The sequence below is a fragment of the Haloplanus litoreus genome, from assembly GCF_045690335.1.
Lineage (GTDB): Archaea > Halobacteriota > Halobacteria > Halobacteriales > Haloferacaceae > Haloplanus > Haloplanus litoreus.
The window spans coordinates 237,568-255,999 of record NZ_CP147874.1 but is presented as its reverse complement, the minus strand read 5'-3'; the positions used below and the strand labels follow the sequence as shown (position 1 = coordinate 255,999).

Genomic DNA, 18,432 nt, shown 5'->3' with positions numbered 1-18,432 from the left:
GCCACGGGGCGGCGCCCGTAATTACGTTATCATTCCCACGGCACCGAGGAGCCACCGGACGAGTGCGGCGAGGGAGAGGAGGGTCACGGCGCCGAGACCGGTGACCGCGACGCCGGCCCACCACAGATACCGCCGATCGGCCGCCGCGGACGACGGGTCCTCGATCCGCGCGTCGAGGAGGCGCACGACCCGCCGATTCGCCTTCCAGTACGCGTCGAACAGGTCGCCGGCGAGCGGGACGGCCCCGACGGCGGCGTCCACCCAGAGGACGACCACCACCCGTGCCAGCGTCGCTCGCGGAACGCCGGTGCGGACGGCGACGTGCAGGACGTAGAGGGAGAGGGCGACGCCGACGGCGTCGCCGACGACGGGGAGGAGCCCGATCAGCGGTTCGACGCCGATCCGCCAGGGAGTCCGAGGCACCCGAATCGAATCGTCGAGCAGGTGACTCAGCCCCCGAAGGCGACGGAAGTCGGCCGCCACCGCGGGGTCGAGGTCGAGCCCCGCCGCGGCGTCGGACTCGTCGACCGGGGCCGGCAACGAACGACTCACGGGCGAGCGGACGGACGCGAGCCCCAAAGCGGTACGGGTCGGAACTGAAAGGTTCTTGCCGGCGGCGCGCGCGTTGGCCATCATGACGAGCGTCAAGGAGTTCCGCGTCGAGCGCGAACCCACGGCGACGGCGACGGGGCGGGGGCGCTTTGCCTTCACCGACGACTACTCGGTCTTCGACTGGGGGGCGATGCCAGATACGATTCCGGAGAAGGGCCGAAGCCTCTGTACGATGGGTGCGTTCAACTTCGAACTGCTGGAAGCGGCGGGTGTCCCGACCCACTACCGCGGGGTGGGCCCCGACGCGGTGCCGCTGACCGCGGTCGACGACCCACCTCGAGAACTCGCTATCGAACTCGTGCAGGTCCCCGACCTGCCCTTCGCCGCCGGAACCTACGACTACGACGCCTTCCACGGGGCGGCGGGCGAGAACTACCTGGTTCCGCTTGAAATCGTCTTCCGCAACACGGTCCCCGTGGGATCGAGCCTCCGGCACCGGGGCGATCCGGGCGATTACGGGCTGGATCTGTCCACCTGGCCCGACGATCCGGTCGATCTGCCCGAACCGGTCGTCGAGTTCTCCACGAAGTACGAGGAACAGGACCGCTACCTCGACCGGGCCGAGGCCGAGCGAATCGCGGGTGCCGCCGACGTGGACGCCCTCGAACGGATCGCACTGGAGGTGAACCGACTCGTCACCGACCGGGCGGCCGAGGCGGGCTTCGTCCACGAGGACGGCAAAATCGAGTGTTGCTACGTCGACGGAACGGTGAAGGTGGCCGACGTGGTGGGAACCTTCGACGAGAACCGCTTCGCCTACGAGGGCCAAGAGGTGTCCAAGGAGGTGGTGCGCCAGTACTACAAGCGCACCCACCCCGACTGGGTCGAGGCGGTGAGCGAGGCGAAGGCCGCGGCCGACCGGCAGGGCGTGGCCGACTGGCGGACGCTGTGTGACGTGGACCCGACCCCGCTCCCGGAGGCGGTGATCACCGCCGTCGCCGAGATGTACGCCGCGGGAGCCAACGCCTACACCGGCGAGCGGTGGTTCGACGCACCGGACGTCGCGACCGCGGTCGACGCAGTTCGAGACCTGTAGACCGAAGACCGACTCCAAAACGGCTTTTGCGCCCGGCCACCGACTGTCGAGCGATGACGGATTACACCGCGACGGTCACGGTGCGACTCAAACGGGGCGTCCTCGATCCGGAGGCCGAGACGACCCAGCGTGCGCTCGAACGCCTCGGCTTCGAACTCGACGACCTCCGGTCGGCCGACCGGTTCGAAATCGACCTCGACGCGGCGTCGGCGGAGGCAGCCGCCGAGCGCGCCGACGAGATGGCCGAACGCCTGCTGGCGAACCCGACCATCCACGACTACGAGGTAGAGGTCACGGACCGATGACGGTCGCGGTGATCCAGTTCGGTGGGAGCAACTGTGACCGCGACTCGGTGCGTGCGCTCTCTCACCTCGGCATCGACGCCGAACGCGTCTGGTACGAGGACGGTCTGCCCACCGACGCGACGGGCGTCATGCTCCCCGGTGGCTTCTCCTACGGCGACTACCTCCGGGCGGGCGCCATGGCCGCTCGTACCCCTATCCTCGACGAAGTGCGCGAGGCCGCCGCCGACGGCGTCCCCGTCCTCGGGGTCTGCAACGGCGCCCAGATCGGCTGTGAGGCCGGCCTCACCCCCGGCGCCTTCACGATCAACGAGAGCGCGCGCTTCCAGTGTGAACGCGTCCACGTCCGCGTCGAGAACGCCGACACGCCGTGGACCCGCGCTTACGACGAGGGCGACGTGCTCTCCCTCCCCATCGCCCACGGCGAGGGACGGTTCGAGGCGAACGACGAGACGTACGATCGTCTCGTGAGCGAGGATCGGATCTTCCTGCGCTACTGCGACGAAGACGGCGCGGTCACGGACGACGCGAACCCCAACGGCTCGCGAGGTAACGTGGCGGGCGTCCTCGGCGACCGAGAGACTGTGGCGGTGATGATGCCCCACCCCGAGCGGGCGACGCTCCCCGACCTCGACGGGACGGACGGCGCCGGCCTGCTCCGCGGTTTCGAGTCGGCGCTGGCGGTCCGCTAGAGTTTCTCCGCGGAGAGGGCCTGATCGGTCCGGCGCTGGGCCTGTCCGAGCCGCCGGTCCGCAGCCGCGGCCTCCCGCTCCGGGAGCGTGTCGCGGAGCCCGTCGAACCGCTCGATCGCCCGCTGGAGATTCGATTCGAGCGCGTCGAGTGCCTGGTCGGCGCCACCGCGGTCACCGCGCTCGGCCCGCTCGGCCGCGCGGTTCGCGGCGGCGCTGACGGCCTCCATGGCGCGGAGCAGGCCGCCGAGCGAGTTGGTCCTGCCCGCGCCGCCAGTGTCGTCGGTATCGTCGTCCGTGTCGTCGGTATCGCCGTCGTCCGTGTCGTCACGCCCCAGCGACGAGAGTCGATCCGCCGTCTCGTTCGTGATCGAGCCGACGAACGACGCGAGCGATGCCGTCCCCGTTCGCGGGCGGTCGATCCGGACCGGCGCGGTGTCGGCGGGATTGACGCGGAACGCGCCGACGGCGCCGTCGGCGTCCCGGACCTCGGTCGTGTACGCCCCGTCGCGGTGGACGTAGACGGCGTCGGGACCGTCGACGGGCACCTCGTAGAGGCGGCCGCCGAAGTCGTCGTCGACGGCGAGATCGGTCAGTTCGTCCTCGACGCCGTCGGCGTCGACTTCGAGTTTGGTCGCGTCGCCGGCGGGGACGAGCGGAATCTCGCCGCCGACGCCGGCGAGCGTGGCGGTTCGACTGCCGTCGTCGGTCGCGGTCACGGTCGGTGTCGCACTGGCGGTGACGTCGGGGTCGGTGGCGGCACCCGCGTCGCCCACCTCGACCGGCTCCTCGTGCGGGGCGAGACCGGCGCCGTTGATCGCCAGCCGGTGTTCGCCCGACTCGACACCGCGGAGCATCGCTACGCCGCGGAACGTCGGCGAAGCGACGGGGTCGCTCCGGAGGAGCGCGATGGCCTCGATCGACGTCTCGGCCGTCGTCACGCCTTCGCCGTCGGGTGCGGCCGCCGACTGGACGACTTCTGAGGTCGTCGCGACGACGTCGTTGAATGGGCCTGGCGGCGCGACGGCGTCGTATCGGTCGGCGAGTGCTGCCCGGTGTGCCGGTTCGGTGATGTCGGCCGTCGGATCGGCGTACCGATCCTGTCGCCACGGCGTCCCCGCCGTCGTGATGTGGCCCGCGATGGCGTCCTCGGCGAACTCGGGGACGGCGAACTCGAAGCTCAACTGCGGTCCGGTGAAGGCCGCGATGTCTTCGAGTTCGTTCGACGGGACGAGATCGTAGGCGACGTCCGCGTCCTCGGCAGGGGTGGAGCGGCCGGCGTGTTCGAAGACGACGCCCGCCTCCCGCGCCGGCAGGTCGGAGGGCGGTTCGGAGAGCACGTCGAACGACCGGACCGTCAACGCCTCGGGGACGAGGGCGTCGCGGCCGACCGCGGGGAGGCGCTCGTCTTCGTAGATGGGGGCACCGTCGAGTTCGGGGACGACGTAGGGCAGGCGCAACCCCTCGTCACGGGGGAGTCCGTAGGCTGCGGGCAGTTCCGCCAGCGACTCGATCAGTCCGATGGCCTGGTTCGTGATGTCGGCCGGCAGGTCGTCGAGCGGGAGTCGTTGAAAGCTGTTCTGGCGGTCGTTCAGCGACAGGGCGCTGGAGTGAGAGCCGAGTTCCGAGAGGATCCGGGGTCGGCGGTCCGGGTCGGGGTCGAGGAACTCGTTGTTCGGGACGCGCGTGGAGTGCGAACTCGCGACGAACAGCTGCGGCTCGCCGGAGTCGGTGTCGACGAAGACGTGCAGCACTTCCCAGTCGTGCCAGTGGAAGTTGGTGGTGAACTGGTCGAACGCCGAGTAGTACCAGTACTGGACGGCCGCGAGCGGCGACGCCTCGTACTCGACGACGTGATAGAACACGGTGGGGTCCGGCGGCTCGCCGGCCTCGGCGAACGCCCGGGTGTAGTCGTTCAGCGCGTCGAAGCCGTCGACGACCGTCTCGCCCTCACGCTCGGTCGCGTAGGGCCGCGGGTCGGTCGGAAGCCACCGCTCCGCGCTGTCGAAGGAGAACGTCGGCGCGAACCGCTCGGCGAGTCGCCGGGCCGTCTCGTCGTCGGGCGTCGTCGTCCGCTGAATCGGGGTGTCGGTCGGAGTGGTGGACCCGTCCTCGCTTCCCTGGTCAGGGGCGGGACAGCCGGCGAGGCTGGCGGTGCTCACGCCGGCGAGGGCGGCAAGCAGGGTCCGACGTCGGCGGTCGACGGAATCGGCATCATCCATCCGTCTCACTCGGGCGGAGATCCGTTACCGACGGCGCTGCTACTTGGGACATACCGCCACCTGCGGGTGCCCGAGGAAAGCTCTTGTGGCGCTACCGCGCCAGCGGCATCGCGTAACTCGTCTCCTCGTCGAGGACCGTCTCCCACGTCGCCTCGCAGTCACAGGACACCTGCTCGAACACCGAGGCGTCCTGCCGGAGGTCGAAATCCTTGATCGCCCGCTGGACCCGGTCGTCGCACTCGCCGCAGTTGTGTGGGCCGCGGTCGCTCCCCGAACCGACGGGGTCGGAGACGACGATGGCGTCGGCGTCGGCGGTGCGTTCGAGGACGGCGGCGACCGACCAGAGCCACGGCGGACGGTAGCCGCCCTCGAAGTAGAGGTCGTCGACCATCGTGTACCGCTGGACGTTACAGGGGTTCATCGAGACGGTGTGACAGTACTCCGCACACCGGCGCACCGACTCGACCATGTCCTCGACCGCCTCGCGTTCGGAGAGGAAGGGCGGCTTCATGAGGAGGTAGGCCTTCACGCCCGCGCCGGCGGCGTCGGCCTCCTCGGTCGCGGCGACGAAGTCGTCGAAGTCGAAGTACTTGTTCACGCAGTCGTGGCGCACGCGGTCGGTGGCCGTCTCCAGGCCGATGGCCACGTCGGTGGCGAGGCCGCGGTCGGTGAAGTCGGCGAGTTTCTCCTGGTCGACGAAGTCGGGGAGGGACTCCACGACGATCCGCTCGCGGTCGGCGAACGTCTCGGCGATTGCCTCGCGGGTCTCGGCGCCGACTTCGCGTTCGTCGAGGAAGGAGCCGGAGGTGTAGATTTTGATCAGTCCCGACTGCTCGTCGGCGTTCTCGCGTTCGTGGTCGAGACAGACGTCGATCTGGTCCATCAGGGCGTCGTGGGGGACCGACCCGCCTTCGACGGATTCGGCGACGTATCCGCACATGGTACAGCCGCCGGCCCGCGCCCAGCGACAGCCGCCGGTGTTGAGGATGATCGTCAGCGACTGGTAGACGCCGCCGGGCGTGTTGTCCTCGTCGAGCCAGACGCGAGTCGGTTCGTGGGGGTCGTACTTCTTGTCCTTGCGGGAGCGGATTTCGCGCATCACCTTGTTGTGCGCGTCCATCCCTCTCCCCCGTTCGTAGACGTCGGGGCTCGGCTGGCTCATTGCGACCCGATAACCGACCGACGCGTAAAGCGGCTTCGGGGTGGGCGTGTCGACGGTCAGCCCTCACCGGGCGGAACGGGGGACCGCCGCCGGTATCCGCCACGGACCGCGACGCCGAGAACCGCTCCGAGCCCGTTGGTTGCGAAGTCGGCGAGGCTGGCGGTGCGATAGGCGAGGCCGAACTGGAGAAGTTCGATCCCGGCGCCGTAGGCCGTCGCGACGGCGACGGCGACCGCCATCCCGCGCCATCCCGACCCGAAGAAGGGGACGACGGTGGCACCGAGGACGGCGTACCCGAGGAGGTGGAGCCACACGGTGATCCCCGCGACGGTCCCGGGACCGGCCGCACCGAGCCAGCGGGGGTTCAGAACCGAGGCGACGAGGAGCGACACTGCGACGACAACGGTGATGGAAATCCGGTGGGATCGTGACATATTTTCGCCACACGGCGACGACATAAAGAACGGGCGTAACTGGTTCCAATTACATCCTCGAAGCAACGACTAACAGCATGGAGGCGTAATGAACTAACGTACGTTACCATGACAGACTTAGGCGGATTCAGAGATCACGTAGCGCACGTGGACCTCGGCGCTGGCGATGTCTCCTATCAGGGCATCGACGACGAGGACGCGAAAAAGTACATCGGTGGACGCGGACTCGGCGTCAAGTACGTCTTCGACGCCGGTCCCGACGTGGACCCGCTGGGTCCCGACAACCGACTCGTGTTCATGAACGGCCCGCTGACGGGCTCGCAGGCCGTCATGAGCGGTCGGATCGCGATCTGTACGAAGTCCCCGCTCACGGGGACCGTTACGGACTCCCACCACGGTGGCTGGTCCGGAGCGCGACTCAAGTGGTCGGGCTTCGACGGGCTGGTCTTCGAAGGGCAGAGCGAGGACCCCGTCTACGCCGTCGTCGAAGACGGCGAAGTCGAACTCCGTGACGCCTCCCACCTGTGGGGCAAGGGCGTCCACGAGACCCGAGACACCCTCGAGGAGGAAGTCGACGGCTCCTACGGCAAGAACCTCTCCATGATGGCCATCGGGCCGGGCGGGGAGAACGAGGTTCGGTTCTCCTGTATCGTCAACGAGGACGACCGTGCCTCGGGCCGTGGCGGTACCGGCTGTGTAATGGGCAACAAGGGCCTGAAGGCCGTCGTCGTGAAGTCGGGGACGAAGATGCCGAAGCCGACCGACTCCGACACGTTCGGCGAGGGTGCCCGCCAGGCCATGCAGGTCATCCAGGAGTCCGACGTGACCGCGCCCAACGAGGGCGCGCTCTCGATGTACGGCACGAACGTGCTGATGAACATCACCGAGGAGATGGACGGCCACCCGACCAAGAACGGTCAGTACACGTCCTCCTTCGCGATGAACGAGGAAGAGGGAACGGACGTCGAAGCCGAAAAGATCAGCGGCGAAAACGTCCGCGAGAACATCCTCGTGGACGAGCCGACCTGTCACTCCTGCCCGGTCGCTTGTAAGAAGGAAGTCGAAGTGAACTACAAGCACAAGGGTCAGGACATGAACGTCCGGATGGAGTCCTACGAGTACGAGAGCGCGTGGGCTCTCGGCACCAACTCCAGCAACGACGACCGCGACTCCATCGCGGTCATGATCGACCGCTGTAACGACATGGGCGTCGACACCATCGACATGGGGAACCTCTTCGCCATGGCGATGGAGATGACCGACAAGGACAAACTCGACGCCGGCATCGACTGGGGCGACGAGGAACACATGATCGACCTCATCGAAGAGGTCGGTCACCGGAACAGCGAACTCGGCGACCTGCTGGCCAAAGGTGCAGAGCGCATGGCCGACGAGATGGACGCCCACGACTGCCGTCTCGACGTCAAGGGTCAGACCATCGCGGCCTACGACCCGCGCTGCATGAAGGGCATGGGCATCGGCTACGCCACCTCGAACCGCGGTGCCTGCCACCTGCGCGGCTACACGCCGGCTGCCGAGATTCTCGGCATCCCGGAGAAGGTCGATCCCTACGAGTGGGAGGGCAAGGGCGAACTCTGTGCCACCTTCCAGGACCTCCACGCCATCTCGGACTCGTTCGACATCTGCAAGTTCAACGCGTTCGCGGAGGGCATCGAGGAGTACGTCAAGCAGTACAACGGCATGACGGGCCGTGACCTGTCCGAAGACGAGCTCATGACGGCTGGCGAGCGCGTCTACAACCTCGAGCGCTACTTCAACAACCTCGCCGGCTTCGACGGCGCGGACGACTCGCTGCCGGGTCGGTTCGTCGAGGGCGACGAGGAAGCCATCCCGGGCCAGCGTGGCTCCGAGGGTGAACTCTGCGAACTCGCCGAGATGAAAGAGGAGTACTACAGCCACCGCGGCTGGGCGGACGGCGTCGTCACCGACGACACGCTCGAACGCCTCGACATCGACGTCGGTCCGGGCACGGGCGTCTCCGGCTCCGGCGGTCAGGCTCCGGCCGACGACTAACGCTACAGGTTCCGACTCCCGTTTTTTTGCGATTCGACCGGAGAGCGACGACCCTACGGCGCTCTACCCACGCAGTCCCGGAGTTCGTAGCCCGTGACCGCGGCGACGGTCCGCCCGTCGCGCAGGCCGCCGTCGAGCGTCGCCGCCAGCAGGTCGTCGTACTCGGTCGTCGAGACGCGGATGCTCTCGTTGAAGTCCAGATTCCGATCGCCCGTGGGCACGCAGTCCCGGGCGACGTAGTAGTGGTGGACGGCGTTGGCGATGCCGTTGGTCGGTTCGGCGGAGAACAGATGCGAGACGGTGTCGGCCTCGTAGCCCGTCTCCTCGCGGAGTTCGCGCCGTGCGGCGGCAGCCCGGTCGACGTCGACCCCCTCCACGGAGCCCGCGGGCAACCCACGGTTCACCCGACCGACCGCCTGTCGCCACTCGTCGATGACCACCACGTCGCCGTCGGGGGTGAACGGGAGGACCACGACGGCGGCGGGTTCGTCGACGTAGTGATAGTCGGTCTCCGTGCCGTCGGGGAGTGTCACTTCGTCGCGGCGCACGTCGAAGCCGGGGCAGGTGTAATCGACGGCCGAGGCGGTCGTCTCCCAGGTCAGGTCGTCGTCCATACTGGGGTTCGGGACGGACGGCGCAAAAGCGCCCCGGCGTCGGCCGGGCTACTCGCCGCTGCGCCACCGGACGACTACTCCGGCGCCGACGAGGCCGAGTGACAGGAGGACAGCGAAGAGGTGGATTTCACCGACCCAGAGCGGGAGGCGGACGCCGGCACTGACCAGGCGGAGCAGGGGCGTGAGGACGGGGACGTTCCCGCCAGCGGTGGCGTCCGTGTCGGCGTCGCCGTAGGTCGGTCCGCCGGCGGTCTCACCGGGGGGGAGGCGCTCGGCCTCGTAGGGGAGCGTGCGGTAGTCGAACTGGTGTTCCCAGACGACGTGACCGGACTCGTTGACCTCGACGAGGCGGGCGTTGCGCGTGTCGGTGATCAACGTGTTGCCGTTGGGGAGTCGGTCGGCGTCGCGCGGCCAGTCGAACTTCTGGCCGCCGGCCCCCTCCAGCGTCCACGCGGGTTCCCACGCGCCGCTCTCGGTGCGGTGGAGTTCGACCACACGGTGGTTCTCGCTGTCTGCGACGAGGACGGCGCCGTCACCGAGCCACTGGGGGTTGTGCTGGTGGTAGAGGACGTTGGAGTCGCCGACGAGCCCGTCGCCGTCGGCGGCGTCGTCGCGGTCCTCGTTGATCACCTGCACGACGCCTTCGCCGCGTTCGAGGACGACCAACTGGTTCGCGTTGCGCACGGAGACGAGGAATCGACCGTCGCCGATGCGGTCCACGTCGTTGATGTGGAGCCAGTCGGCTTTCGTCGGATCGGGCGGCGCCTCGTATCGGGAACTCGCCTTCCACTCCCAGACTACTTCGCCGTCCTCGACGATCAGGACACGTTCGTGTTCCATGTCGGCGAGGACGACGCCGCCCCCGGGCAGGGGTTCGACGTCGTGGACCTCGCTGGCGACCCGGTTGCGAACCGGGAAGGACCACTCTTCGACCACCTCGGGGGTGGGGTCGGGATCGATGATCCGGTAGCCGGTGCGGTGACACGGCGATTCGTAGGGGCCACAGTCTCGGTACCCGTCGGCCATGTAGCCGGCGAGCACCGAGCCGTTGTCCAGTCGCGTCACGTCGAAGTAGGTAGCGGCCGAGGACTCCCGCCACTGTTCCTCGCCGCCGGAGAGCAGGCGAACCGAGCCGCCGTCGACGTAGCTCCCGACGCCCTGCACGCCGACGAGGGTGGTTCGTTCGCCGTCTGGCGTGGGTGCTTGCGCAGCGCTCGTCGTCCCGGAGGGGGCCAGCGCGGCACCCAGAACGACCGTCGTGAGGAGACACAGACAACCCAGGGCGACGAGGACGTCGCCGAGACCGAGCCGGGAGGGCATCAGTTGGCGGGTCGGCGAGTTCGCGCATAAGCCTTCGGATACAGCGTCAGCCCCGCGTCAGACGGGGCGCCAACAGTCAAATGGGTTGAGCCTGTAACGCCCACCAATGAGCACGGACGGCATGCCCGACAACGTACTCTTCGAGTGGTACGGTCGCTACATCGGCGACCCAGAGACGGAGACGGACGTCTACCTCGGATTCGCGCTCTTCTTCGGCGGCATCGCCCTCGGTGCCGTCGGGATTCTCGTGTTCCTGCTGTCGGCGACGATGAGCGGCGGCGGGACGCCAGCGTGGGCCATCCGCGAGGTGGCGATGGCCGCCGCGAGCGTCGGCTTCCCAGTCATCCTGCTCGGAATAGTGATCCTCCTCCCCGGGGATCGGCGAATGACCTACGCCTCGCTCGCCGGGTTGGCCGTCTGTCTCGTCGCGGTCGGGCTGTTCGTCGCCACGTATCCGATGAACTGGAACGTGGCGCGGACGCCCGACTACAGCGCACAGGGTGTCGCCATCTACGCCGTCGGCCTCGTCGCCGCCGTCGGCGCGACGGGGGCGGCGCTGGTCGGCCACCAGGTGGAGCGTGCCGCGCCGGGCGAACGCGCCGCCGAGGTGCGCTCGACGACGGGCGAGGCGGGAACGGGCACGGGCGGCGCGAGCGACGGGGCGAGCGAGAGCGTCTCCGACGAACAGGTGCGTCGCGACATCGACGAGGCGATGGCGGACGCCGACCTGTCGTGGGGCGGCGTCAGCCGGAAGAACACCAAACGGCTCGAACTCAACACCGACGCGGACGTGGAGGTGGACCGCGAGGCGTTCGAGAACGCCGAGGCGACGACCGTCCGGTCGTCGGGTAACGACGTGGACGACGCGCTCTCGAACCTGCGGAAACTCCAGGGGCGAGAGCAGGAGACCGACTCCTCGTCCGGTGTCGACGACCAGACGGCGGCGCTGACCGAACTCCGGCAACAACAACAGGCGGAGGACGTCGCCACGGAGGACGAGGAAGGGATCGTCGACCGGGCGAAAGGGCTGTTCTCGCGGTAGTCGACCGGCTCACCCGGGGCGGGGCCGTCGGGCGGTGATTCCGAAACGTGCCGATTTCGGCCGTCTGACGCCTGTCAGACCTAGGTAAGCGGTCGAACATTTGGGCGAACGTTTATGATGGCGACGGGGTATCACACGCGTATGGCTAAAGGCCTAGACGTCGGCACCATGAATCTCATCTCGGCACAGCAGGAGGGCGCTGAGACGGTTTTCGTCCAGCAGCGGAACTCCTTCGTCGAAATCGAGTACTCCGACATGGCAGAGCAGATGCTCTCGCGGAGCGACGTCCTTCACATTCGGAAGGACGACAAGGTGTACGTCGTCGGCGACGACGCCCTCAACTTCGCGAACATCTTCAACGAGGAGACGCGCCGCCCGATGCAACACGGCATCCTCTCCTCCGAGGAGTCCTCCGCGATTCCGATGATCAAGCTCATCACCGAACAGGTGGTCGGCCAGCCCAACCACCCCGGCGAGCGCCTCTACTTCTCCTCCCCCGCGGACCCCATCGACTCCAACCTCTCGACGCTGTATCACGAGAAGACTCTGGAGTCGATGCTCGGCGACATGGGCTACGAGACGGAGCCGATCAACGAGGGGATGGCGGTCATCTACTCCGAACTCGCCAACCACAACTTCACAGGTCTCGGCGTCTCCTTCGGCGCGGGCATGACCAACGTCTGCCTGTCGTACTACGCCGTGCCCGTCATGAAGTTCTCCATCGCCCGCGGCGGCGACTGGATCGACGAGCAGGCCGCCCAGGCCACGGGCACGCCCGTCGACAAGGTCACCTCCATCAAGGAGGACGACTTCGAACTCGACTTCCGCACCGACGTGGGCGGCGTCGAGGGCGCGCTGGCAATCTACTACGAGAACCTGCTGGACTACGTCATCGAGAACATCGCCCGGGAAGTCGACGAGGAGGACGTGGAGGAGGACCTCGACGTACCCGTCGTCGTCACCGGTGGTACCTCCAGCCCCCGCGGCTTCGAGAAACTGTTCGAGGACCACCTACGCGACGCCTCGATTCCGTTCTCGATCAGCGAGGTCCAGAGCGTCGACGAACCGCTCTACAGCGTCGCCCGCGGTGCGCTGGTCGCCGCGCGATCCGACGAAGAACAGGAAGACGGTGAGAGCGGCGGTAACCGGCAGGCTCAGGAGTCGCCCGCCGAAGACTGAGACGGGGCCGCCGTCTCGTCGGCCACCGACTCGTCCTCTGTCGATTCCTCCTCATTCGACTCGTCCTCTGTCGATTCCTCCTCATTCGACTCGTCCTCTGTCGATTCCTCCTCATTCGACTCGTCCTCTGTCGATTCCTCCTCATTCGACTCGTTTTCGGGCGTCCGCCGGGCGTAGAACCGGCGGAGGGCGTCCTCCCACGACTCTCCGTCCGATCCGTCAGTGGGGCGAGAGAGCGGCGGGCGGAGTTCTACGCCCGGTTCCGTGTCGGCGTCGTGGGCGCGGTAGTACCGGCGGAGGGCGTCGTTCCACGACTCGACACGTTTCGGGGCACCGCGGTGTTCGGCGGGGATACCGACGTAGCCGCAGTCCTCACAGACGGACGCCTCCCGGCCGTTAAGGGCGTACGTAGCGAGCGTGCCGCCACACTGCGGGCAGTCCATACCCCCGGATTTCCGCCCCACCTATTTAGCCTTCCCCCCAGTAGGCGGCGAGGACCGTTCGGACTCGACAGTCGCGTCCGGAACGGCGTGTCCGCCCGGCGTCGCTGATCGGCGAGCGTCGCAGTCAGTCGACCGACTGCGTCCGCTCGAACCGGTACGGTGGGAGAATGAGGTCGTCGAGGTCGGGCATTCCTTTGACGTTGTAGACGACTTTCAACTCGGCCGTCGTCGGGGCGCCGATACAGGAGAGTTGGATGCCGCGGTCGATCATCTCCGTCGGGAGAACGTGGTCGATGGGAACCGTCATCTCGCCCTCGACGACGACGACCGCACAGTTCACGCACGCGCCGCCACGGCAGGCGTAGGGCCACGCGAAGCCGCGCTCTTCGGCCGCTTCGAGCAGCGTCTCGCTCGGTTCGGCCAGAAACTCGCCGTAATCCTCGGGGGCGAGGTCGGTCGCGGCCGCCTTCTCGAACAGGTCGTCGTCGTCGAGGGCCCACCCCCGGTCGTCGATCACCTCGTAGTTGAGATACTCGACCCTGGAACCCTTCGGTCGGGTCGGCTCCTCGCGGGTCTGTCCGTCGTCGGCCGCGTCGTCGCCGTCGACCCGCCCCTCAATTATCGCCTCGTAAGCTGCCTTGACCCGCTGGAACTCGCGAGCGGAGCCACCCTGATCCGGGTGGGTCTCGATCACCCGCCGGCGGTACGCCTGATCGATCCGTGCCTCGTCGGCGTCCGGATCGATCCCCAGAACATCGAACGGAGCGTCCACATCCGGGGTAGGGGGGCGGACGGATAAATCACCTTGGACCGCAGCCACGCCCTCGCGGAGTCGGGCGACGGCCGTCACTCACCCGGTCGAGGTGAAGTGGCCGGCACGAATTTGAATACGGACGAGACGCTCCGGGTCGCTCCCTCCGGTCGCTTCCCGGGCGTGCGACTCGTCGTCCCCCGCTCGCTTCGCTCGCGGGACGTGGTTACGGCCACGCGACTCTACGGGCGGAAAAATGCGGGAAGAAGTGGGCCGGCACGAATTTGAATCGTGGTTACGGCCACCCGAAGGCCGAAGGATACCAAGCTACCCCACCGGCCCGCGGTCGGACGAACGCCAGCGTCGAGTTTAACAGTTGTGATTCGGACGCTTCAGTACGACCGGAACCCGTCGGTGTCGAGGTAGTTGTGCGCGACGGTGATGGCGTGGTCGGCGTGGAGCGCACGCGGCCCGAGGCGGACCCGCGCGTCGGCGCGGTCGGCCAGCAAGTCCACCTCCCAGCCCGCGAAGTCGTGGTGGTCCGAGAGGACGAAGACGGGGTCGGTCGGCGGGGGGTAGTCGACGACGGGTGTCCCCGCCTCGTGCAGTTCGACGAGCGTCGCGGTGGGGGCCAGGGCGTCGAGGGTCGGTTCGAAGCCGCGGCGACGGATCGAGACGCCGGGGCTCGATTCGACCGGCTGGTGGCCGATTGCGTCCTCGCGGCGCTCCAGCGCCCCGCGGATAAGCGCGGCCGTGCTCCGCTCGTCGGGATTGAGCCGACGGAGGCCACTCCCCTCGAAGGTGACGGTGAACGCGTCGTCGAGGACGAGGTGAACGCGCACGTCCTCGCGGATGGCGTGGGAGAGGAAGAAGGCGGAGGTGACACATCGACAGAGCACGTCGAGGCGGCCGGCCGCGCCGGCGAGGTCGTCGAGCGCGAAGTCGGCGGTCGTGGGCGCATCGTGACCGATGACGACGAACTGGCGCATAGCGGCAGTCGGCGGTGGGCGGCCTTGGCTCTACTTATTCGATCCGAACGGTCGTCGACGCCGCGAGGCGCGGGTCGTCGACGAGGAGGCGCGCGGACAGGCGGTGTTCGCCTGGGTCGGCGGCGACCCACTCGTCGGGCGCGACGCGGACGCGCTGGTGCCACAGGGTGTCGAACGTCTTGCGTTCGCGGCGGGCGATTTCGAAGGTGCCGGACGCCGGTGGGAGCGAGTCGACGGTCGAGGCACGGTCGACGCCGTCGACGGCCCACGTCCACGGAACGGGCGCGGCCGTCCGCAGTCGAAGGGGCACCGGCAACCGATTACGGACGGTGACCCGGAGGTGGATGGGGTCGTCGGGAGCGTACCGCTCGCGGTCGGTCGTGCAGTCGACGGTGAGGGCACGGCGACGGAGCCACCGGGGCAGGAGGGCGTGCGTCGCCTTCGAGGCGTCGAACGAACGCGTCGTCCGCACCGAGTCGACGGGGGTGCTCGGATCGGCGGCGTCACGGCGGATGGCGTCGGTCCGCTCCACGCGTCGAGGCGGGCGGGTCACGGGTCCTCCGCCAGCAGGTCGTGGTAGGGACAGGCGATTTCGTGGTCGCCGTCGACGGGGGTCGGATCCGGATGGGCGTCCCACTCCCCGCAGTCGTTCTGGGCGATCGGACAACGGGTGTGGAACACACAGCCGTCGGGTGGATCGGTCGCCGAGGGGACGGTGCCGTCGAGGACGACCCGGTTGCCGTCCCACCTGGGGTCGGGTTCCGGAATCGCCGAGAGGAGGGAGTAGGTGTAAGGGTGGTACGGTGGTGAGAACACCTCTTCGACGGTCCCCGTCTCGACGACGTGGCCGAGATACATCACCGCCACCCGGTCGGCGAGGTGCTCGACGACGGAGAGGTCGTGTGCGATGAAGAGGTAGGTGAGCCCCCGATCCGCTTGCAGGTCGGCGAGGAGGTTGAGAATCCCGGCTTGCACCGAGACGTCGAGTGCACTGACGGGTTCGTCACAGACGACGAACTCGGGGTCCACGGCGAGGGCGCGGGCGATCCCGACTCGCTGTTTCTGTCCCCCCGAGAGTTCTCCTGGGTAGCGCGACGCGTGACTCGCGCGGAGGCCGACGGTCTCCAGGAGGTCGGCGACCCGTCGGTCACACTCGTCGCCGGACGCGATGTCGTGGGCGTCGAGCGCCTCACCCACCGCGTCGCCGACGGTGAGGCGCGGGTCGAGGCTGGCAGTCGGGTTCTGGAAGACGTACTGGATGTCTCGGCGTCGCTCCCGGAGCGCCGACGCCGAGAGCGCGCCGAGGTCGTCGCCCCGGTGGGTGACCGTCCCGGCGGTCGGCGCCTCCAAGTGGACGAGCGTGCGCCCGAGCGTGCTCTTCCCACACCCGGATTCGCCGACCAGCGCCAACGTCTCGCCGGCACGGATCTCGAGATCGACGCCCTGGACGGCCTGCACCCACCGTCGCTGCCCCAGCAGGCGCGCGAGGTAGCTCTCGGTCGTCGGATACTCCTTGACCAGTCCCTCGGCGCGAAGCAGTGGTTCGGTCACCGGCGTTCACCCCGGTCGTCGTCACCGTCGATCTCGACGGAGAAGGTCAGTTCACCGTCCAGATCGCCCGTGTAGGCGAGGCAGGCCGCGCGGTGGGTCACGTCGTCGGTCGTGGCGAGCGGCGGGTCGCGTTTCGTGCAGACGTCCTCGGCGTAGGGACACCGGGTGTGGAACCGACACCCCGGTGGCGGCGCCGAGAGGTCCGGCGTCACCCCCGGAATCGTCGACAGGCGGTCGCGGTCGTCGCCGATCCGGGGCACGGCGCTCAACAGCCCCGCGGTGTAGGGGTGTTTCGGGTCGTAAAACAGATCCTCGACGCCGGCGCGTTCGACGGTCTGCCCGGCGTACATCACCAGCACGCGGTCGCAGAACTCGGCGACGATGCCGAGGTCGTGGGAGACGAGCTGGACCGCGAGGTCGTCGGCCGCGAGGTCGTCGAGTAGCTCCAGCAGTTGGGCCTGCACGGTCACGTCCAGCCCGGTGGTTGGTTCGTCGGCGATCAGCAGATCGGGATCGCCCGCGAGCGCCATCGCCACGAGGACGCGCTGAGCCATACCGCCCGAGAACTCGTGGGGGTACTGGGTGGCGCGGGTCGTCGGATCGGGGATGCCGACCCGGTCCAAGAGCGCGACGGCCCGGTCGTGAGCGTCGTCGCCGGATCGATCGGTGTGGGCACGGACCGCCTCGGACACCTGCTCGCCGACCGTGTAGACGGGGTTGAGCGCCGTCTCGGGGTCCTGAAACACCATGCCGATCCGCCCGCCGCGGACCGTCCGGAGACGATCCGGCGACGCATCCAACAGGCTCTCGCCGTCGAAACGGACCGTCCCCCCCTCGATCCGTCCGGGTTCGTCGAGCAGGTCGAGGACGGCGAGCGCGGAGACGGTCTTGCCCGCACCGCTCTCGCCGACGACACCCAGTCGTTCGCCCCGGTCGAGGGTGTACGAGAGGCCGTCGACCGCCCGGACGACGCCGGCCTCGGTGTAGAAGCGAACGTCGAGATCCTCGACCTCCAGAAGTGCCATTAGCGCGCCTCCCGCCGGTAGGCGCCGGTGTCGGCGTCCGGATCGAGAGCGTCGCGCACGCCGTCGCCGACGAGGTTGATCGAGAGGACGAACAGGAAGATTGCGAGGCCGGGGAAGACGGTGACCCACCACTCGCCGCCGACGAGGGTGTCGCGGCCGGCCGAGAGCATACTCCCCCACTCGGCGGTGCCGGGCGGGAGGCCGAGGCCGAGGAAGCCAAGCGCCGCGGCCGAGAGGACGACGGTGCCGACGTTGAGCGTCGCCTGCACGACGACGGGTGCGACGGCGTTGGGGACGACGTGTCGCGCGAGGATCCGCCGGTCGCGCACGCCGAGCGCCTTCGCCGCCAGGACGTAGTCGCGTTCGGCGACGCTCAACACCTCGCCCCGGAGCAGGCGGGCGTAGCTGATCCAGCCGACGGCGACGAGCGCCGCGACGAGTTTCCAGAAGCCCTGGCCGAAGGCCGCGACGAGCGCGATGGCGAGGACGAGGAAGGGGAAGGCGTAGAGCACGTCGACCAGACGCATGATCGTCTCGTCGACCCACCCACCGACGTAGCCCGCGAGGGCGCCCAGCGGGACACCCACCGCGAGGGCGAGACCGACCGCGATGGCGCCGATGGAGAGGCTGTACCGACCGCCGTAGAGGACTCGCGAGAACACGTCGCGGCCGGCCCAGTCGGTGCCGAAGGGGTGTGCAGGCGAGGGGGGCAGATACGCCTCGGCGACGCCGGAGGCGGCGGGATCGTACGGTGACAGTGCGACCGGTTGGACGACGACGCCGCCCACCTCGACGGGGCGAGCGAGGACGGCGAGGACGGCCATGACGGCGATGACGGTGAGGCCGACGACCGCGGCGCGGTCGCGTCGGAACCGCCGCCAGGCGCGTTCCCAGCGGTCGTCCGCGGGCGTCGTCGAGGCGTCGGCGGTCGGGCGGGTGCCGACAGCGTCGGCGTCGGCGTCGGCGTCGAAACCCCGCACGCGCAGCCGACCGCGGTCGTCGAGCGGGTCGATCATGGTGGGACGCG

Annotated in this window: 18 protein-coding genes, 1 tRNA gene and 1 pseudogene; 6 read left to right on the top strand and 14 right to left on the bottom strand. The window is 68.6% G+C overall.

The genetic code is table 11. From position 1 onward, the window contains the following. Positions 1 to 21 precede the first annotated feature (21 nt). Positions 22 to 552: a DUF4112 domain-containing protein gene (locus tag V8686_RS01460; protein ID WP_379702133.1), complete on the bottom strand. Its 531-nt coding sequence runs from the start codon at positions 550 to 552 to the stop codon at positions 22 to 24. Positions 553 to 634: 82 nt separating this feature from the next. On the opposite strand from V8686_RS01460, the gene V8686_RS01455 reads away from it, so the two are divergent. From V8686_RS01455 to purQ, 3 genes are read left to right on the top strand one after another with little or no spacing between them, the layout of a single operon-like run. Continuing rightward, entirely contained in the window at positions 635 to 1,648 is a 1,014-nt protein-coding gene (locus tag V8686_RS01455) for a phosphoribosylaminoimidazolesuccinocarboxamide synthase (protein WP_379702132.1), read from the top strand. 53 nt (positions 1,649 to 1,701) lie between these two features. After that, positions 1,702 to 1,953, top strand: coding sequence for a phosphoribosylformylglycinamidine synthase subunit PurS (gene purS / locus V8686_RS01450; RefSeq protein ID WP_379702131.1), 252 nt, complete (start codon positions 1,702 to 1,704; stop codon positions 1,951 to 1,953). Then, on the top strand, positions 1,950 to 2,642 hold the full coding sequence (gene purQ, locus V8686_RS01445) for a phosphoribosylformylglycinamidine synthase I (protein ID WP_379702130.1): 693 nt from the start codon (positions 1,950 to 1,952) through the stop codon (positions 2,640 to 2,642). Before purS ends, purQ begins: the two co-directional genes overlap by 4 nt. On the opposite strand, the gene V8686_RS01440 is transcribed toward purQ, so the two are convergent. The 3 genes from V8686_RS01440 to V8686_RS01430 all read right to left on the bottom strand — a co-directional run bounded on the left by V8686_RS01440 (position 2,639) and on the right by V8686_RS01430 (position 6,481). After that, positions 2,639 to 4,861 carry a hypothetical protein gene (locus tag V8686_RS01440; protein ID WP_379702129.1) on the bottom strand — a complete coding sequence of 741 codons (2,223 nt, stop codon included), beginning with the start codon at positions 4,859 to 4,861 and terminating at the stop codon, positions 2,639 to 2,641. The genes purQ and V8686_RS01440 overlap by 4 nt on opposite strands. A 91-nt stretch (positions 4,862 to 4,952) precedes the next feature. Continuing rightward, entirely contained in the window at positions 4,953 to 6,023 is a 1,071-nt protein-coding gene (locus tag V8686_RS01435) for an archaeosine biosynthesis radical SAM protein RaSEA (RefSeq protein ID WP_379702128.1), read from the bottom strand. A 56-nt stretch (positions 6,024 to 6,079) separates the two neighbouring features. After that, positions 6,080 to 6,481, bottom strand: coding sequence for a VanZ family protein (locus tag V8686_RS01430; RefSeq protein ID WP_379702127.1), 402 nt, complete (start codon positions 6,479 to 6,481; stop codon positions 6,080 to 6,082). An 84-nt stretch (positions 6,482 to 6,565) separates the two neighbouring features. Between V8686_RS01430 and V8686_RS01425 the strand changes: the two genes are divergently transcribed. Continuing rightward, entirely contained in the window at positions 6,566 to 8,491 is a 1,926-nt protein-coding gene (locus tag V8686_RS01425; RefSeq protein WP_379702126.1) for an aldehyde ferredoxin oxidoreductase family protein, read from the top strand. A gap of 53 nt (positions 8,492 to 8,544) precedes the next feature. Here V8686_RS01425 and V8686_RS01420 read toward each other — a convergent pair whose 3' ends face one another. Both V8686_RS01420 and V8686_RS01415 read right to left on the bottom strand, forming a co-directional pair. After that, positions 8,545 to 9,105, bottom strand: a complete 561-nt coding sequence (locus V8686_RS01420) for an NUDIX domain-containing protein (protein WP_379702125.1) — start codon at positions 9,103 to 9,105, stop codon at positions 8,545 to 8,547. A 48-nt stretch (positions 9,106 to 9,153) separates the two neighbouring features. After that, on the bottom strand, positions 9,154 to 10,425 hold the full coding sequence (locus tag V8686_RS01415) for an aryl-sulfate sulfotransferase (RefSeq protein ID WP_379702123.1): 1,272 nt from the start codon (positions 10,423 to 10,425) through the stop codon (positions 9,154 to 9,156). A 106-nt stretch (positions 10,426 to 10,531) separates the two neighbouring features. Between V8686_RS01415 and V8686_RS01410 the strand changes: the two genes are divergently transcribed. Both V8686_RS01410 and V8686_RS01405 read left to right on the top strand, forming a co-directional pair. After that, on the top strand, positions 10,532 to 11,467 hold the full coding sequence (locus tag V8686_RS01410) for a DUF7139 domain-containing protein (protein ID WP_379702122.1): 936 nt from the start codon (positions 10,532 to 10,534) through the stop codon (positions 11,465 to 11,467). A gap of 141 nt (positions 11,468 to 11,608) precedes the next feature. Next, complete coding sequence (locus V8686_RS01405) at positions 11,609 to 12,646, top strand: disk-shape morphogenesis protein volactin (RefSeq protein ID WP_379702121.1); 1,038 nt, start codon at positions 11,609 to 11,611, stop codon at positions 12,644 to 12,646. Here the strand turns inward: V8686_RS01405 and V8686_RS01400 are convergent. The 8 genes and pseudogenes from V8686_RS01400 to V8686_RS01365 form a co-directional block, all read right to left on the bottom strand. After that, a complete protein-coding gene (locus tag V8686_RS01400; RefSeq protein WP_379702120.1) occupies positions 12,622 to 13,089 on the bottom strand; it encodes a TFIIB-type zinc ribbon-containing protein in 468 nt (155 codons plus the stop codon). The genes V8686_RS01405 and V8686_RS01400 overlap by 25 nt on opposite strands. Positions 13,090 to 13,213: 124 nt before the next feature. After that, entirely contained in the window at positions 13,214 to 13,861 is a 648-nt protein-coding gene (gene fer, locus V8686_RS01395) for a ferredoxin Fer (RefSeq protein ID WP_379702119.1), read from the bottom strand. 248 nt (positions 13,862 to 14,109) lie between these two features. Next, a tRNA-Pro gene (locus V8686_RS01390) sits at positions 14,110 to 14,182 on the bottom strand. A 50-nt stretch (positions 14,183 to 14,232) separates the two neighbouring features. Beyond that, a complete protein-coding gene (trmY, locus tag V8686_RS01385; RefSeq protein ID WP_379702118.1) occupies positions 14,233 to 14,829 on the bottom strand; it encodes a tRNA (pseudouridine(54)-N(1))-methyltransferase TrmY in 597 nt (198 codons plus the stop codon). A gap of 34 nt (positions 14,830 to 14,863) precedes the next feature. Beyond that, the gene (locus tag V8686_RS01380) at positions 14,864 to 15,361 is read right to left on the bottom strand and encodes a hypothetical protein (RefSeq protein ID WP_379702117.1); all 498 of its coding nucleotides are present in this window, start codon (positions 15,359 to 15,361) and stop codon (positions 14,864 to 14,866) included. Positions 15,362 to 15,459: 98 nt separating this feature from the next. After that, positions 15,460 to 16,380 (bottom strand): annotated as a pseudogene (locus V8686_RS01375) (ABC transporter ATP-binding protein); the annotation flags it as partial. Next, on the bottom strand, positions 16,377 to 17,405 hold the full coding sequence (locus V8686_RS01370; protein WP_379702116.1) for an ABC transporter ATP-binding protein: 1,029 nt from the start codon (positions 17,403 to 17,405) through the stop codon (positions 16,377 to 16,379). The pseudogene V8686_RS01375 and the gene V8686_RS01370, both read right to left, overlap by 4 nt. Then, positions 17,405 to 18,421: an ABC transporter permease gene (locus V8686_RS01365; protein ID WP_379702115.1), complete on the bottom strand. Its 1,017-nt coding sequence runs from the start codon at positions 18,419 to 18,421 to the stop codon at positions 17,405 to 17,407. Before V8686_RS01365 ends, V8686_RS01370 begins: the two co-directional genes overlap by 1 nt. Positions 18,422 to 18,432: the final 11 nt, after the last annotated feature.

Excerpts from the sequence above, each read along its gene's own strand:
- V8686_RS01440 (WP_379702129.1), bottom strand. The coding sequence starts at position 4,861 with ATGGATGATGCCGATTCCGTCGACCGCCGACGTCGGACCCTGCTTGCC.
- V8686_RS01430 (WP_379702127.1), bottom strand. The coding sequence starts at position 6,481 with ATGTCGTCGCCGTGTGGCGAAAATATGTCACGATCCCACCGGATTTCC.
- V8686_RS01410 (WP_379702122.1), top strand. The coding sequence starts at position 10,532 with ATGAGCACGGACGGCATGCCCGACAACGTACTCTTCGAGTGGTACGGT.
- trmY (WP_379702118.1), bottom strand. The coding sequence starts at position 14,829 with ATGCGCCAGTTCGTCGTCATCGGTCACGATGCGCCCACGACCGCCGAC.
- purS (WP_379702131.1), top strand. The coding sequence starts at position 1,702 with ATGACGGATTACACCGCGACGGTCACGGTGCGACTCAAACGGGGCGTC.
- V8686_RS01370 (WP_379702116.1), bottom strand. The coding sequence starts at position 17,405 with ATGGCACTTCTGGAGGTCGAGGATCTCGACGTTCGCTTCTACACCGAG.
- V8686_RS01400 (WP_379702120.1), bottom strand. The coding sequence starts at position 13,089 with ATGGACTGCCCGCAGTGTGGCGGCACGCTCGCTACGTACGCCCTTAAC.
- V8686_RS01455 (WP_379702132.1), top strand. The coding sequence starts at position 635 with ATGACGAGCGTCAAGGAGTTCCGCGTCGAGCGCGAACCCACGGCGACG.
- V8686_RS01365 (WP_379702115.1), bottom strand. The coding sequence starts at position 18,421 with ATGATCGACCCGCTCGACGACCGCGGTCGGCTGCGCGTGCGGGGTTTC.
- V8686_RS01435 (WP_379702128.1), bottom strand. The coding sequence starts at position 6,023 with ATGAGCCAGCCGAGCCCCGACGTCTACGAACGGGGGAGAGGGATGGAC.
- purQ (WP_379702130.1), top strand. The coding sequence starts at position 1,950 with ATGACGGTCGCGGTGATCCAGTTCGGTGGGAGCAACTGTGACCGCGAC.
- V8686_RS01420 (WP_379702125.1), bottom strand. The coding sequence starts at position 9,105 with ATGGACGACGACCTGACCTGGGAGACGACCGCCTCGGCCGTCGATTAC.
- V8686_RS01405 (WP_379702121.1), top strand. The coding sequence starts at position 11,609 with ATGGCTAAAGGCCTAGACGTCGGCACCATGAATCTCATCTCGGCACAG.
- V8686_RS01415 (WP_379702123.1), bottom strand. The coding sequence starts at position 10,425 with ATGCCCTCCCGGCTCGGTCTCGGCGACGTCCTCGTCGCCCTGGGTTGT.
- V8686_RS01425 (WP_379702126.1), top strand. The coding sequence starts at position 6,566 with ATGACAGACTTAGGCGGATTCAGAGATCACGTAGCGCACGTGGACCTC.